The organism is Marinomonas posidonica, from assembly GCF_043643765.1.
Classification (GTDB): Bacteria; Pseudomonadota; Gammaproteobacteria; order Pseudomonadales; family Marinomonadaceae; genus Marinomonas; species Marinomonas posidonica_A.
In genome coordinates this window covers 1-15,485 of the sequence record NZ_JBHZSP010000015.1, presented here as the reverse complement: position 1 = coordinate 15,485, position 15,485 = coordinate 1, and the positions used below count along the sequence as shown (strand labels likewise).

The following is a 15,485-nucleotide window of genomic DNA, read 5'->3' as shown; positions in this document are numbered from 1 at the left end:
TAGGTTTATTACAGCGAATCAATATGTTGCAAACACCAATCAGCCCTGTCTAATATGGCTTGGCGCTGATCGGCTGTTTGCTTATCCCAATTGCCATATATCATGCCAATGCGTGGGTTCTTACTCAGCCAGTCTCGATGTTTGACCATAAAACGCCAATATAAGCTGTTCAGTGGACAAGCTTGTTCGCCTGTTTTTTCTTTCACCTTGTAATGGCAGGACGAGCAATAATCACTCATTTTATTTATGTAGCTGCCACTTGCTGCGTAAGGTTTAGAGGCAATCCAACCGCCGTCGGCAAATTGACTCATGCCACGAGTGTTCGGTAACTCCACCCATTCAATGGCATCGATGTAAATGCCCAAATACCAATCGTCTACTTGCTGGGGCTCAATGCCTGTGAGAAGACAAAAATTGCCTGTCACCATGAGGCGTTGAATGTGATGTGCATAAGCAAAATCGAGGGATTGATGAATGGCGTGCGATAAACAATTCATCTTCGTCTCCCCAGTCCAAAAATACTCAGGTAAGTCTCGCTGAGCGTCGAGGGCATTTTGTTGGCGATAGTCCGGCATGTTTATCCAGTACATGCCGCGTACATACTCGCGCCAACCAAGGATCTGTCTAACAAAGCCTTCAATTTGCGCTAAGTCTATTTGAGGGTCTTGGCGAAATTTGGCGACAGCGGCTTGTATGACGGCCTTTGGGCTAATTAATTTACTGTTGAGTGCAAAGGATAAGCGTGAATGATACAGGCTCCAAGCGTGTTCAGATTGGTCTGTCATGGCGTCTTGAAAGCGACCAAAACAGACTAACAGGTGTTGGCAAAAGTAATCCAGTAATTGATGGGCTTCACGACGGGTTACTGGCCAGGTAAGGTGTGAGCCAATTTGTCCAAAACAAGGCACTTGGTGCTGGTGGAGGCGCGCAACAATCTCATCTACAGGGTGCTGAAAACACAATGGCTGTGGTATATGGGCTAAGTCCTGCTTTTTCAGTTTGTTGCGATTGTTCGCGTCATAATTCCATTTGCCGCCTTCTGGTTGACCTTCTGGGGTCATTAAAACATCAAAGCGCTTACGCATTTTGCGATAGAAGTGTTCCATGCGCACACTGTGCTTAGCTTTGAAATGAGTTGAAATTTCTGCAAAAGGCAGCAAAAAATGCTCACTATCAAACCATTCAATGTTAAGAGTCGTGGTGCTTTGAAAGCTTTCTAACTGACTGAGTAAGCGGTATTCATCCGGTCTTTGGAGTTGAATGGTCTGTGCACCTATTTTGTCTGCTTGCTGTGTCAGCAAGTCGCTTAGGCTGAGCCCTTTTGTATCGTCCAAAGTGAGATGGCAGACCTTATGTCCTGCTTGCTGCAAGGCATTCGCAAAACCCTGCATGGCCAAAAAGAAGGCGGTGATCTTTTGGATGTGGTGTTTCACATAATGGGTTTCAGAGTGCAATTCGGCAATCAGATACAACACACCAGAATCGGTTTGTTTAAACCAAGTGTGGTTGGCATTGAGCTGATCGCCCAATATCAAACGAAGGGTGTGAAATTGGCTCATGAAGACCTCTTGTTTTGAGTTTTGCTCTTGGTTTTACTATTAGGCGAACGAACATGAGTGGCTAATATTCGTTGTTTTTCTATGCGCACTTCTGGCAACTTTCGAAACCCCCAAAGGCGATCGCGAGCGGATTTGGCTGCCTCTTCTAAATTGAGTATAGGTTGCGGATAGTCGCTGCCAAGTTGGCAGTCATAGAGGGTTTCCTCCATTGAGGACATTTGCCATGGGGTGTGGATCAGTGGTGCAGGCACCTGACTCAATTCAGGTACCCAGCGACGAATAAAGTCGCCCTCTGGATCTTGCTCCTGTGACTGTTTCACCGGGTTATAAATGCGAATGGTATTGGTCCCTGTCACCGAGGCCTGCATCTGAAACTGTGGATAATGAATGCCGGGTTCAAAGTCGAGGAATAGTCTCGCTAATGGCTTCACGCCCATTCGCCAATCCAGATTCATGTGGTGACAAAGAAAGCTCACCAGCATGGCACGCATACGAAAGTTGATGTATCCAGTCGTGTGCAATGCGCGCATACAAGCATCGATCATTGGATAGCCAGTATTGCCAAGATACCAGCGTTCAAAATCGCCCCCGACCTGCTCGTCTTGGCGATAAGGAAAAACCTGATAAGCCTGATTCACGGGTTGAAATTCCATGCGGCATTCGCTTTCAAACTTTTGCATAAAATGGCAATGCCAATGCAGTCGTGAACTCAAGGCAATCAAGGTGCGTCGCCAGCCTTTGGTGTGCCAGCGAGTTAATAGATCTTGATAGATTTCACGCAGACTGATGTTACCCCATGCCAAATAGGGTGAAAGTCGCGTACAAGCTGAGCGACTGGTTAGTGGGCTGGATAAGGAGCAATAATAATATTGCCCTCGTTTTTCATAGAAGCTGGCGAGGGTTTGCCAGGCAAGAGTGCTGCCACCGGTTTGCATGCCCTTTTGGCTAGTTTGCCAAGTATCCGGAACCGTTACCTTGGGTGTGTCTATCGGATACCAGTTGGCCTGTTCCAGTGCCGTTTCTGCAATGGGTTGTCGCATGATTTGTTGCCAAGCCTTGTCCCAAGCTTCTCGGTTTTTTAAACCTCGAATCACGGCGCCAGTGGGGAACTCATGCCAGCTTATTTGCGCCTCTTGGCACCATTTTTTTACGGCAATATCCCGTTCAAAAGTCCGTCCTAAGCCAATCTCTTCACTGCTGTATAACGCCTGAAAGGAGGTTGTTTGGTGAAGGCTTGTTAAGGCTGCTAACGCTTCTTGATAATCAATGTAGAGCTTGGCTTGGTGAGGTGTTAGCTGAGTTTGCATGTCCATTAAGGACTGCCATACAAAGCGCCAGTGGCGTTCATCATAGTGTTCGTCAGCGACCAAACTTGGTTCAAACACATAAAACAAAATGATTGGACGCTGGCTGTTGATGGCCTGTTGTAAAGGCTCGTGGTCGGTTAAGCGTAGATCACGTTTAAACCACACCACGACCGGAGCTTGAGTTGTGTCCTGTGAAGCTGCTTGAGTCATGAATGGTTAAGAGGTTGGGTACAGAGGCCAGTCTGCCGCATCAACAGAATCCAACTGGTGGTCAAAGTGATCACCTTGCCATTGACGGATGAATGCACCGTCAGGATCGTATTGGGCGGTTTGTTTGTCGAGATTAAATCGACGGCCTCCGCGAGGGTCAGCACCAACCCCCGCAATGTATTGCCAGTTTCCCCAGTTTGAACCCACATCATAATCAATGAGTTGTTGCTCAAAATAGGCCGCCCCATAACGCCAGTCCACACCCAATTCGTAAATCAAACAACTGGCAACCAATTGACGACCGCGATTGCTCATGAAACCGGTTTGATTGAGTTGCTTCATACAGGCATTGACGATGGGGTAAGGTGTGTTGCCTTGGCACCATTTGCGGAAGCGTTCGGGATAATAAGACAGCTTAGGAGCCTGTTTGGCAACGCCATGAGGCATGAACAAATGTTTGCCGTGGCAAGCAGCATACCAATGGAAATATTCGCGCCACAAAAGCTCAAAGTAAATCCAGTAGGTCGATTCGTTGGCGCCACGGTCTGCTTCGTATTGGCGTAATGACGCCAAGATTTGCCTTGGCGAAAGGCTACCTTGTGCTAACCAAACAGAAAATTTAGTCGAGTTTTCCCAACCAGATAAGGCGTTACGGACTTCTTTATAATGTTTGGGCAAGTCTGTGGTGAAATAGTCGGTTAATTGCTGCTTTGCTGCATCTTCACCGCCAATAAAAGGCCCTTGTGATGATTCATCTTGCGCTTGCCAAGGCGCGATTTGAGCCAAAGAGAAAGCCACCGCCGTGGGCAATTCTTGTACTTTTGGCATCGGCTCAGCAATGTCCATGGATTCAACGATACGGCGAAATTTAGAAAAGGTGGACGGTAGATCCGCAACGCTAAAAGGAAACTGCCAAGGCTCAAACAGAGTTTGGCCATGATCAATATGAAATTGCACATCAGAGAAAGTTTTTGCTAGCTGGCGTAAGCTGGCTTGTTCATTCCAGCCGCCATGATGATTCAAAAAAACATGAGAGATGGGCAGTTCGTTCAGTATTAGGGTCAGACTGTTGATGGGGTCCAGTTGGCTAACATAGAGAATTTGCCCCAAAGCTTCTAGTTCCTTGGCAAGATTGTCCAAGCCTTGTAATAAAAAGCGACGACGTTGGGTGGACATGCCTTGGGTTGCATAGCGTGTTGGGCGTTTGTATTCAGGCGCATCACAATACACACACACCAATTGATCCACTTCTTGTGCCGCTCGCCATAACATTTTTTGGTCAGTGTAACGCAAGTCATTGCCGAACCATACCAATCCCATTTTCATCCCATACCCTCACCTAACGTGTAATTTCGATACGCAGAGAGAGGTTGTTTGGATTGCTTTTTAAGGAGTAGAAGGACATAAAAAAAGGAATTTTTACTGACAAATAAAAACCTTAGTAAAAATGGGGGTATAATGCAGCGAAATTTATTATGTCAAATGTAAGGTCTTAACAAGTATGAGTTTGCCAAATTGCCCTAAATGTAATTCCGAGTATGTTTATGAAGATCAGGCCATGTTGATCTGTCCTGAATGTGCCCATGAATGGAACCCAAATGAAGTGGAAGTGGACGAAGATGCTTTGATCATCAAAGATGCTTCCGGTAAGCAGTTGCAAGAAGGCGACAAGGTAACCCTGGCAAAAGATCTGAAAGTGAAAGGGTCATCACAGGTGCTTAAGATTGGTACTAAAGCGACCATCAAACGCTTAGTCGATGGCGATCATGATATTGATTGTAAAGTGGATGGTGCGGGTGACATGATGTTGAAATCTCAGTTTGTGAAAAAAGCGTCAGCCTAATTACTTTAGGCAGCAAACTTATTTTTAAAATGGGCATAATAATGCTCATTTTTTATTTCTGAAGAATAAAGTGAGCAATTATTTTCCCATTTGTTCAGAGTGGACTATATTTTGAGCATAAAATTGCGCATTGGGGGCTTGATGTGAAATCGACTTTAACAGACGAACAGAAACAGAATTTGCTCATTGATCTGCTTAGGCAACACATGCTGGGAGAGCTGAGCCAAGGGCAGCTACTGAAGTACCTCCGCAAACAATTTTTGGGGATCTCGCAAGGTGAATTTGCGGAGACAGTTGGCGTGAGCCGTCGTACTTTAACGGATATAGAGTCAGACAAGGGGAGTCCAGCGCAAGCTATTATCAATAAGGTTTTTGAGCCCTTTGGGGTTCAAGCTAGCTTGGCACCGATCGAACCTCATGTGGCTTGCTATTTATTGGTTGGCAAAACCGAACGCTAGCGTGTTCATAAATGCTTGTCTTTGGGGCGATATTGCTGAACAAGGCACCGCAATAAGCTTTACTCGACCAAGGGACGTAACCAGCTTTTGATTATCTGCCATGATGTTTCATTCCCGTTCAGTACTCTTCCGAGTAGGCTACCAAGCAAAATAACGTAAGCTTGTCTGGCGTTTGTTTCCCCTACGTATCCTGCCACGAGATCCAGATATTTTTTTTCCACTAGTTTCATGTGTTGGTTGTGCTGAATTTGCTCTGCTGTCATTCCTCTGGTGAAATCCATTACCAAATTAAGCTCCCCTCTAAAGCGCTCATCAATGTGCTGTATTACCTCAAGTAGGGCGTCAAGTCGCGCTTCATGGTTGGCGTTTGATGGGCAGGGAGAAAACGCCATGTCTTCTGATGTGATGTACTCAATGCACGCGGTGAAAAGAGACTCTTTACTGGCAAAGTAATGATACAGAGCACTTTTCGAAACCCCGAGTTCTTTTGCGAGTTGCCGCATGCCAAGTTGTGAGTAGCCATGTGCTAAGAAAACATGGCAAGCTTTCGAAACAATAAGCTGTCGGTGTGCTTGATGATCAATGATCTTTGGCATAAAAACCTCTTTATTCGTCCATTCGGACTATAAAATAATGGCAAAGCATTAAGCAAGCTGCTATTTTTATAGTCCACTTGGTCTATGAAATGAAAGGAGACAATATCATGCGTATTAATTGGAATTATCCGCCAATCAGGCGTGGCTTGGCTGGCTCGATAGATCGATTTATTGGACCTGGTGCGACATCAGCGGAAGTGCTTTTGCAAACTCTATTATCTGTGGTGGCAGCGTGTGTTGCTGTCGTGTATGCCATGCTAAAAATGCCTGAATGGGATGGTCTGCAATTGTTTATATGTGGCTTGTTGGCGTTAGACATATCTGGCGGGATTATCACCAACGCCACCTCGACCGCAAAACGCTGGTATCACCGAACGGGTCAATCAATCCATCATCATATGAAATTTATCTTGTTGCATTTTCTACAGCTGTTTTTAGTGGCGTATTTTTTTCTGTCGTTTGATTGGGTTTGGTTCATGATCGCGGGGGTTTATCTAGTGGTGTCGGCCTTGATTATTTTAATGACGAGTTTGTATTTGCAGAGGCCTGTTGCCATGGCGTTATACAGTGTTGCGTTTTTGATGTCGCTGTATGGTTTGGCTCAGCCAGAAGGAATGGAATGGTTTTTACCACTCTTTTATTGCAAGCTGTTGGTTAGCCATTTACCGCATGAAGAGCCATATCGACCTAATAGCGAACTGTGATCATGGCATGGGTTTTATCCGACAGGGCAAAGGATGTGTTTAAATTCGTCCTGTCGGTTTCTAGATCATCGTTTCACGTTTAAGCGCCAATAAGCTTTGGTGTGATTGTTCTTTCCCGTCACGTTTCGTTCGTTGCGTAAAAAATGACGAACTTGTTTGGCTGAATCGGATTCAAAAGCCGCCCAAACAGCATCAATGTTAGTGACGTTATCCAGAGCGGCTAACACCTTTTCCCCTTGTTGTTGAGGAGCGCAAACAAGGCGTTCTATGTGAGCACCATCAGGCAAGTCCGTGACCTTAAAATACGCTTGTTCCGTTGCTTTCTCGCTGAGTAGGATGATGTAAGGTGTGATGGGGTTCTGCCACTGCTCTAAAATGCCGGCAAGTGCTGGGTAGGCTGTTTCGTCAGCGACGAGTAATGCTTGCCCTTGATGCAAATGTGGGTGTTTGTCTTTTGCTTCTGAACGACTGGAAATAATATCACCTTTGCTAAGGCTTTTTACCCACTGACTGCCGGCCGTGTTGCCATGGGTGAAAACATCAACATGCGCTTGATCAATAAAGTCAGACCCTTCTGATTGCCAAGCGTTACGCAGGGTGTAAAGACGTACGTCCTTATTAGCGCTCATTAGGAGTTTTTGACGATGCTTAGTGGAGAGATGTTTCATTAGCCAGATAAAGGCTCGGTCAAATAGATTTTTTTGCCAAGATTTTTTACCTTGAGATGAGGCCACTAACTCAGGTTGCTTCTGCAAACTTTTTAACACAAAAGCAAAGGCGTGGCCTGGATAGTAATCTGGTAAAGGCGTTGAAGATTTCAGCGTTAATCGAGTGATGTTTGGCGTGACCTTTTGTGTATTGATGACTTCAAAAAAGCGTTTCCCCGTACCGCTAAAATCACGGCCTTGTTTTACAATCGCAGCATAGGCAAGGTATAAAATTTTATCTTCCAGACTACCGTTGATGACAAACGGCGCAAAAATGTCCTGCTGACTCTCTGACGTGCTGTCTTCTGATGGCTTTGCTTCTAAGGTGTTAGCTTGAATCAAAACCCCTTCTTCAAAGAGATCCACAATCTTAGCTGACACTATCTTTAATGAGCGGCTTACATGGCTTTCGGCGATGGCCAATACTTCTTCACTGTGATCTTGATTAACGTGTTCAAGGATGTCGAGTTTGTGATCTAGGTCTTGGATGGGGGAACGTGATTCCATGTTACCTCTGGTGAGCTGGTGGCGAATACTTTAAATAACCATAGGGGCAAGCAAGCCCCTATGGTGAGTTATGTTGTTGTGATTAATGGTTGGGGACTATAAACGGTACAGAGCACTGATACCAATGGTACGAGTTTGCCCAACGGTCGCGATGGTCCCTTCACGGTAATACACTACGTCTTCGTCTGTAAGGTTTTTAACATAGCCTGTTATGGTCAAATCCCCTAAAAGATATTGAGCACGAGCATCAAGAAGAGTGTGATTGCCTGCTTCATTGGCTTCACTGTTATCAAGAGTAGAGTAATACTGGCTAACATAATTTGCATCAGCACCGAATGACCAATGGTCACCTAGGTATTGTGTGAAACCTAATCCAATGTTGGTTTCTGGTGCACCGGATAACTGATTGCCTTCATTGCTATCATTTTTATCGATCTCGGAGCGCAATAAACCAACGGAGCCACGTAATTCAAAGTTGTTCGTCAACCAAGTGCTGGTTTCCAGTTCGAAGCCATAAGTATGGGCCGCATCAACATTGACGACGGTAAAACCACTTGCGGCTTGATAGTCCGTGTAGTCATTATAGAAAAGGTTAGCGTTTAATCGAGTGCCGTTGGCAAAGAGGCTCTTACTGCTGATCTCGAAGGCTGTCACGGCTTCACTGTCGAATTCATAAGCTTCATTTGTTGATGTATTAATACCAGTACCAGAAGGGCTATAGCCTTTGCGAATGCTTGCCCCAAGCGTGGTGGTGTCTGAAATGGCATGAGTAAGGCCGATCTTAGGCAGGTAGTGAGTTTGGTCTAGGTCTTGGTTTACATCGCTGCGTCCAAAGAAAGAGCCTATTTTATCAACGTCTTCACGCTCGATGCGTAATCCTAGGCTGGCTTGGGTTAGGTTGGATAAGGCATACATGGTTTCGCCATAGGCTGCGGTGGTATTCGTCGTGTAACTGGTATCAATGTTCAAGGCACCTTGTGTAGCATCAATCACAGAATCTTTGCTAGAAGCATAAAGCCCTAACACACCGGACCAGTCAGATTGCTGATCGTTAAAGATCAGTCGGTTTTCTAATGAGCTAGTATCTTGTTGAATGTCATATGTGTTAGTGGCGGTTGCAACGGAATAGCCATCGGCGTATAAATCTGAATTGCTATGACTGATGTGCAGTGAGTTGGTTAGGCCGCTACGGATTTGGTAATCCACATCCAGTGCAATGGATTGGTCCGTTGAATCTTGTTGGCGAGAAATGGTTCCGCTGTCCAAGGTAAGCGTTTGGCTATCAATGCCTTCTTCTGTATTACTGGCGAAGCGGATGTGTTCACCGTCGTTTTTATGATGGTTGACGGTCAATTTTGCGGAGAGCTCTGGGATACTAGCTGGTTGCCAGAGGAGTTTGCCTCGAATATTAAGGCTCTCTGATTCGCTTAAGTTCGGCGTGTCGTCATAGCCATTGGTATCATAGTTCAGCCAGCCTTCCCCTTTGGTCTCATCGATGGCGATACGATACGCCAATTCATCTTCAATGAGGGCGCCAGAAGACATGGCCGCCACATTGTATTTTAGGTTGCCATTTTTGTAGCTTTCTACACCCGCTTGGACCGCCGCTTCACTTTCAAAGGTTGGATCATTGGTATTGATAACAAGAGCGCCTGCTATTGCGCTAGCCCCTTGTGTTGTGGATTGTGGTCCACGTAACACTTCCACTTGTTGAGCATCCCATAAACCGATAGGCGAAAAATTGTACCCCGACCAGTCTTGAGGCGTACCGTCAACCACGGTGGCCACTCGAGCACGAGAGCCAGTGATCAACGCCAGACCACCGGTCGCAGCGCCACCACCAGAAATACCTCGAACGTTAATGTTACCAAAGGAGCCAGGAATGACGTTGGGTGCTTGTGTCGCGATGTCTTTAGCTTGTTTTGTTTCGCCTGTTTCAAGGTCAGCAGACGTCATTACCGTGACGGCGGTGATGGTATCTTTTAAGTCCTTATCCATCTTTTCACCTGTGATGACGATGGTGTCGAGATCCACTTCAGCCGCGAAGGTAGGCTGAATCATCATGGCGCTAATAACCGATACGGCGATCAAGGTGAGCTTGTAAGGGCTGTGAAGAGACATTTGTATCTTATTCGACATTGAATGTTTTCCTTTTATGAAATATGGCTAACGAGTGGTATGACTGTATGGCGAAGAAGCCTGCATGAGACTGTCTTTTAGTAGTGGGCGAATAATACAGGCGACGAGTAGTGTGATGACCGCTCCGCCAGCCACAACACCGCTGTATTGCAGTGGCTTTGCTAGAGCCAGACTGGCTGCGGAATAAGCGAAGCCAAGTAGAGATGCCACGCTAAACTGAAGCGTGAAGAAGGTGGCTTTTCTTAACGTGAGTGCGGCTTTGTCCATCATGATGGTGGAAGACACCACCAGCATCGCTGGAAAACTAATGAAATGTAAGGTAATGGCAGCATAAACCATGACTTTACTGGTGGCGCCTAATGTTAGACACAGCACAAATATCAGAGAAGTGAATTGTATAAACGTCACCGTCACCAGGGCATTTAAGCGGCCAATTTTATTAATCAGTGGTGTCGCAAGCAGCGCTGAAAAGAGACCTATGATAGAACCGTAAATTTTCATTACGAAGCCAATCTCATCGAGTGGCCAGCCTAGATCGACAAGAAGCGGGTTGAGTAGTGCGAATCCACAGGTTGAGCCAATTGGGTACAAGCTCAATAGTAGAAACCAACGTTTGTGTTTTAGAATGAACGCTTTAATGTCTTTAAGAAGGTGTTGGCCGCTTTCGTTTTGTTGTGCTGGTTCAGCCGCTTGGTCTGGCTCTTTAAAGAACAGCATTTGCACAAGGGATAGGGCGGTCAATCCAGCCAACAACCATAAAGATCCTTGCCACTCTAGCCAAGGGTAAAGCATGAGAATCACACCACCACCAATGATGTTACCGAGTAGGTTCCCTGAAAACTGCACACTGTTAGCGAACTTACGGGTGTCAGCATCAAATAATTTGCAAGAGAGTCCATCAATCGACACGTCTTGTATGCTCATGAAGAAAACATAACAAGCCAATACCAGCAATATCCCACTAAATTGGGTTTCGAAGTCTAACGCGCCCGCTAATACAAGCAATAATGCCATGGATCCTTGCGCGAGTATGAGCCAACTTCTGTATCTACCTTGTAGATTTACTAAACATATATATCGTAAGTTTACGTGAAATTTGTCAATTATTGGGGCATAGAAAACTTTACCTGCAAGCGGCAATACGGCGAGGTTTAAGAGCGCCAATTGATCCAGTTCAGCGCCCTGCTGGCGCAAGATCGCAACGGCCGCAGAAAGGATAAAGGCGACGCCTATATATTGCGTCACATAAGTGCTGGCTAACATGAACCAAGGGTAATGGCTGCTTTTCATGAACGAATCCTAATGGTCATCTTATGCAAATCATTAAGGCGCAAGAGTGCGACATAGGTGGCGTTTGCATAAGGGATTAACAGTCGAAGTAAACTTCTGAGGGAAAGAGACAAGCCAACTAAGACGTTTTAGAAAGTCTATCGAGGAAAAGGAAAGCATTCTTTCGAAAGCAGACATGTCACTTTTGAAAACGGAAAAAAGCTTAGGCTGAATGTCGTATGCACAGCGCTTGGCGATATTCACTTGGAGTAACACCCACTTCGCTTTTAAACAAGGTGGCAAAGTGTGCTTGGCTTTTGAAGCCGACATCGTGAGCAATGTCGGTGATGGGTTGGCTGCTAGCGAGTCGTTTTTGAGCCGTTTCGATACGGGTTTTACGTAACCAGTCGCGAAAGCTCATGCCCAGTAGTTGTTTGATGTCTTGCTTGACATAAGTACGATTACTGCCTGCGAGGCGTGCCACAGCGGACAATGGCCAGTCTAATTGTAAGTTCATCTGTATGTGGTTTAAAGCATGATTTAATTGGTCGATACGTGTGTTCTGGGTGGCTTGGTTTTTTAGACGATGTTGATGAAGAAACAAGGCCAGCACTTCTTGTGCTTTGGCTTTAATAAACAGTTCTCGTTCAAATCCTTGTAACTCGCAATTCCAAACCACTTCGCAACATTGCAGTATGTCCACTGGAATCGGACCAGCTTCTGCTAAACGTACCTGAGGAACATTGTGCGGCACATTGGTTGTTAATTCAGGCAGGATGCTTCTTTTCCCTAGGTGCTCCAGGGACAAATGGATGGAAAAGGTTTGCCAGTTACTGTCGCTTGGAAAGTTCATATAGGAAGGGCATGATTCGTCCACTAACGCTACCATGTAGTTATGACTGTAGTCTTTTTGTCTGTCCATGCCTTTGTTTAATGTTTGGCACTGGCACTTACCAATCATAGAAATATACAGGCCAGGTTGGTGAACATTCACAATGGAAGTCTCTTCATCAAAATGGTGGTTAACCGTCCGTACCCAACTTGATGGATCGAAATCTAAATTAAATTGTTCAAACGTCGCAATTTGCTCAACAGAATGAAAAGACACGATGTTTCTCCTACAAAAAGTCGTGTTAGCGAGACTAACAACAGATAATGTTTATACTATTAATAATCATTATCAATTGCGAAGGTTATTTTCAATAATCTTTTGTTCTGGTTAAGAGGGCGGGTGGTACGCGCTGTGGTTGCGTTTTTTTTAGGAGTTAAACGCTAGATTAGGTTTCTTTCTAGGTGAAAACGAAGTCGGTGTTGATTGCATTATGGCGGGACACACGGAAACGGAATCGTTGCTAGGCTTTATCTAGTCAATAGTCATGAGATTATAGGGGATGTTGGTATCCCCTTTCCGTTTTTATTACAGGTTGGCAATCTCCCTTCCTGCACCTTTGAAATGCATTAAACAATATATTTACGGCTAAATTTACGGCGTAGCATATGGATTGGAGCATTCCCAATTAAGGTGCCTAGCAAAATACATGTCAAAGCAATGCTTAGTCCTATGGTCCAATTTTCTCCAAATAAGGGGACCGCTAAGGCACTAGCAAATACGGGTACTAATGCCATCAGACTGCCCATTCTGGTGGCGCCGATTAAGTGCACTGCTCGACCATAACACACCATTTGCACCGTCGTTGCCATCACTCCTTGATAAAATGCCTGTAGGCCAATCATTTCCCAGGACGCTTGAGTGATCTGGTGTGGTAGAAAGAAACCATAAATTGGGGTGAATAAACAAGTTGTCACCGCAATAATGCCGAGTGTCGCTTGCCATGGCGCAAATTTCCATCGGCGTAATAACACGGTAAAAATGCCCCAGAATACGCACGCAAGGATAAAGCTCACATCGCCAATCCAATAAGGGGCTCCGGTCATTAGGGTTTCTGATATGAGTGCGACAATGCCTAGGCTGCTGAGTAATATGCCAAACCAAGCGGCATTCCCATGGCGTTCATTTGCCAGAAAGTACGCAAATACGGCAATCATGATAGGCATTAGGCCAGGCAGTAATAATGCCGCATGGGTGGCGGGCGCATGGTCAAAACCATTGAATACAGACAACGCGTACGCGAGTCCACCAATGCTGCCTAATGCCAACATACGCCATTGAAAAATAGTATGACGATGTTGCCAAATGAAAGGGGAAAATAAGATAAATGCGGTACCGAACCGAACCATCATCATATCGGGTAATGCCAGTGCCGCCAGTGAACCCGCCTTCGAAACCAAGATAAAGCCCGTCCAAATTGCGACCGCGGTGAGTGCATAGCCAATGCCTGCAATCGATAAAGGGGGCGTGCGTGTGTTGCTCATGTGGATGCCTTATTTTGTTTATCTTTTAATCAGTCTAGACTATGTTATTGTTCATTAATAATGAATAATAAAGAAAATAACATTCACTTTAAGTGAATGGGATCTAATGAAAAGAGGTGTCGTGTGGAGATTTCAGATCTAATTGTGTTCAAAGCGGTGGTGGAGCATAAAGGGGTCACTCGTGCTGCTGAGGCACTGCATCGTGTGCCGTCTAACGTCACGGCACGGCTGAAAAAATTGGAAGCGGAACTGAATGTGGGGTTATTCTTACGTGAACACAATCGTCTTTCTGTGACCTCTGCCGGTCTTAGATTGTTGGACTACACAGATAAAATACTACAGTTGCAAAAGCAAGCGATTGCCGAATTGACGCACCAAGAACCATCAGGGCTATTTCGTTTAGGCTCTATGGAAAGCAGTGCGGCGTCGCGTTTGCCGAGCTTATTAACGGATTACCACACGACTTACCCACAAGTTCAGATTGAGTTAATGACGGCTGCGTCCATGCCATTGGTCGAAAAAGTGTTGGATGGTGAGTTGGATCTTGCCATGGTGTCTGACCCTCCCGATGATCCGAGATTAATCTGCCATCCTTGCTATGAAGAAGAGTTGGTTTTAATCATGCCTGAGGCTTGGTCAGTCGTCGAAGAATTGCCCAATGTATTAACCATGGTGGGTTACAACAAGGGGTGCTCCTATCGTCATCGCTTGGAAAAATGGTTGAAACGACAAGCTCGTACTTGTGAGCGGGTAATTGAAATCCCCAGTCATTACACAATGCTTGGTTGTGTGATTGCAGGTATGGGCATTGGTATGGTGCCTAAGTCTTTACTCGCATTGCATAAAACGGATGGTTTAGCCTATCGTCATGTGGATGAAGATATTGCTAAAGCCACGACCTATTTAGTCGCACGTAAAGATAACCCTACCAGTGCCATTAGTGCCTTTGTTGTGCTGGCAACGAGCCAGAAAAAATCGTAACAAGGTGGTGTGTTAAAGGAAAACGATGAAAGCAGGTCTAAATTGATTCATAAAGTTTCAACTATTCCTGCATGGCCTCACATGGTCATTATCTAGGTGACTTGTTAGACTGAATTTTAGTCAACTTAATTCATTGATGTCTAAACGGAAGAAGGAATTTGTCATGTCAGTCGATTTTTATTCGCCAAGTGAACTGCTTAAGCAAGCGATTCAAAAACATCAAACCATGCTGAAAATCATCGCAGGTGTTTTTATAGTATTGGGCTTTTATGCTTTGCTCGCGCCAACGACGTTTGCCTTAGGCATTGAAAAAATCCTAGGCTGGACATTGTTTATTGCCGCCGTGGCCAGCTTTGCTCATGCTTTTTTTATGCGTCAATGGCGCGGTTTTACCTATGATGTGGTGAGTGGACTCATCTTTGCTCTCATCGCCTTTATTCTGTTAACCAACCCTCTAAGCGGTGTGATCAGTTTAGGTTTAATCATGGCAATCATTTTTGGTGTGGATGGCGCGATTAAACTCATTCGCCTCTTCACAGGGAAGCTAACCGGCAGCTATCGCACCATGGTTGCGGTGTCGGCGATCTTATCTCTCGCCATAGCCTTACTTATGCTGTGGGATTTACCGAAAGCCGCCCCTATTTTTTTAAGCGTCATCGTCGGTGTTAATCTGATCATCAACGGTTTTGGTCTATTGGCATTAGTGAGAGCGTATCGCCATTAATTAGTATTCATAAAAAAAGGGCGACACAGTCAATGAACTGACCCCCAATAGTTGGACATTCCAATTACTGGGGGTCTTTTTATGTCCAAATATCACAGAGAATTTAAA

14 protein-coding genes are annotated in these 15,485 nt (G+C 45.3%); 5 read left to right on the top strand and 9 right to left on the bottom strand.

What is annotated here, in order from left to right; genetic code table 11:
• Nucleotides 1-8: 8 nt before the first annotated feature.
• The 3 genes from ACHUFM_RS15895 to ACHUFM_RS15885 are packed head-to-tail and all read right to left on the bottom strand — an operon-like array spanning nucleotide 9 to nucleotide 4,396.
• Nucleotides 9-1,559 (bottom strand): cryptochrome/photolyase family protein, encoded by a 1,551-nt coding sequence (locus ACHUFM_RS15895; RefSeq protein ID WP_394183419.1) that lies wholly within the window; start codon nucleotides 1,557-1,559, stop codon nucleotides 9-11.
• A complete protein-coding gene (locus tag ACHUFM_RS15890) occupies nucleotides 1,556-3,034 on the bottom strand; it encodes a cryptochrome/deoxyribodipyrimidine photo-lyase family protein (RefSeq protein ID WP_394183418.1) in 1,479 nt (492 codons plus the stop codon). Before ACHUFM_RS15890 ends, ACHUFM_RS15895 begins: the two co-directional genes overlap by 4 nt.
• A gap of 48 nt (nucleotides 3,035-3,082) precedes the next feature.
• Nucleotides 3,083-4,396: a DASH family cryptochrome gene (locus tag ACHUFM_RS15885; protein WP_394183416.1), complete on the bottom strand. Its 1,314-nt coding sequence runs from the start codon at nucleotides 4,394-4,396 to the stop codon at nucleotides 3,083-3,085.
• A 181-nt stretch (nucleotides 4,397-4,577) separates the two neighbouring features.
• On the opposite strand from ACHUFM_RS15885, the gene ACHUFM_RS15880 reads away from it, so the two are divergent.
• Nucleotides 4,578-4,919 carry a zinc ribbon domain-containing protein YjdM gene (locus ACHUFM_RS15880; protein ID WP_113872964.1) on the top strand — a complete coding sequence of 114 codons (342 nt, stop codon included), beginning with the start codon at nucleotides 4,578-4,580 and terminating at the stop codon, nucleotides 4,917-4,919.
• A gap of 143 nt (nucleotides 4,920-5,062) precedes the next feature.
• Nucleotides 5,063-5,377 (top strand): helix-turn-helix domain-containing protein, encoded by a 315-nt coding sequence (locus tag ACHUFM_RS15875; protein WP_394183414.1) that lies wholly within the window; start codon nucleotides 5,063-5,065, stop codon nucleotides 5,375-5,377.
• Between the two features lie 59 nt (nucleotides 5,378-5,436).
• On the opposite strand, the gene ACHUFM_RS15870 is transcribed toward ACHUFM_RS15875, so the two are convergent.
• The gene (locus ACHUFM_RS15870) at nucleotides 5,437-5,973 is read right to left on the bottom strand and encodes a TetR/AcrR family transcriptional regulator (RefSeq protein WP_394183412.1); all 537 of its coding nucleotides are present in this window, start codon (nucleotides 5,971-5,973) and stop codon (nucleotides 5,437-5,439) included.
• 107 nt (nucleotides 5,974-6,080) lie between these two features.
• Between ACHUFM_RS15870 and ACHUFM_RS15865 the strand changes: the two genes are divergently transcribed.
• Nucleotides 6,081-6,677 (top strand): hypothetical protein, encoded by a 597-nt coding sequence (locus tag ACHUFM_RS15865; RefSeq protein ID WP_394183411.1) that lies wholly within the window; start codon nucleotides 6,081-6,083, stop codon nucleotides 6,675-6,677.
• A 65-nt stretch (nucleotides 6,678-6,742) separates the two neighbouring features.
• Here the strand turns inward: ACHUFM_RS15865 and ACHUFM_RS15860 are convergent, their stop codons facing one another.
• The 5 genes from ACHUFM_RS15860 to ACHUFM_RS15840 all read right to left on the bottom strand — a co-directional run bounded on the left by ACHUFM_RS15860 (nucleotide 6,743) and on the right by ACHUFM_RS15840 (nucleotide 13,672).
• A complete protein-coding gene (locus tag ACHUFM_RS15860; RefSeq protein ID WP_394183409.1) occupies nucleotides 6,743-7,891 on the bottom strand; it encodes a siderophore-interacting protein in 1,149 nt (382 codons plus the stop codon).
• A gap of 96 nt (nucleotides 7,892-7,987) precedes the next feature.
• Nucleotides 7,988-10,030, bottom strand: a complete 2,043-nt coding sequence (locus ACHUFM_RS15855) for a TonB-dependent receptor (RefSeq protein WP_394183407.1) — start codon at nucleotides 10,028-10,030, stop codon at nucleotides 7,988-7,990.
• Nucleotides 10,031-10,057: 27 nt separating this feature from the next.
• The gene (locus ACHUFM_RS15850; RefSeq protein ID WP_394183405.1) at nucleotides 10,058-11,320 is read right to left on the bottom strand and encodes an MFS transporter; all 1,263 of its coding nucleotides are present in this window, start codon (nucleotides 11,318-11,320) and stop codon (nucleotides 10,058-10,060) included.
• A 202-nt stretch (nucleotides 11,321-11,522) separates the two neighbouring features.
• Nucleotides 11,523-12,407 carry a helix-turn-helix domain-containing protein gene (locus tag ACHUFM_RS15845; RefSeq protein ID WP_394183404.1) on the bottom strand — a complete coding sequence of 295 codons (885 nt, stop codon included), beginning with the start codon at nucleotides 12,405-12,407 and terminating at the stop codon, nucleotides 11,523-11,525.
• 350 nt (nucleotides 12,408-12,757) lie between these two features.
• The gene (locus tag ACHUFM_RS15840) at nucleotides 12,758-13,672 is read right to left on the bottom strand and encodes a DMT family transporter (protein WP_394183402.1); all 915 of its coding nucleotides are present in this window, start codon (nucleotides 13,670-13,672) and stop codon (nucleotides 12,758-12,760) included.
• 123 nt (nucleotides 13,673-13,795) lie between these two features.
• Between ACHUFM_RS15840 and ACHUFM_RS15835 the strand changes: the two genes are divergently transcribed.
• Nucleotides 13,796-14,653, top strand: a complete 858-nt coding sequence (locus ACHUFM_RS15835; protein ID WP_063332957.1) for a LysR substrate-binding domain-containing protein — start codon at nucleotides 13,796-13,798, stop codon at nucleotides 14,651-14,653.
• Between the two features lie 163 nt (nucleotides 14,654-14,816).
• Nucleotides 14,817-15,377: an HdeD family acid-resistance protein gene (locus ACHUFM_RS15830; protein ID WP_394183400.1), complete on the top strand. Its 561-nt coding sequence runs from the start codon at nucleotides 14,817-14,819 to the stop codon at nucleotides 15,375-15,377.
• Nucleotides 15,378-15,485 lie beyond the last annotated feature (108 nt).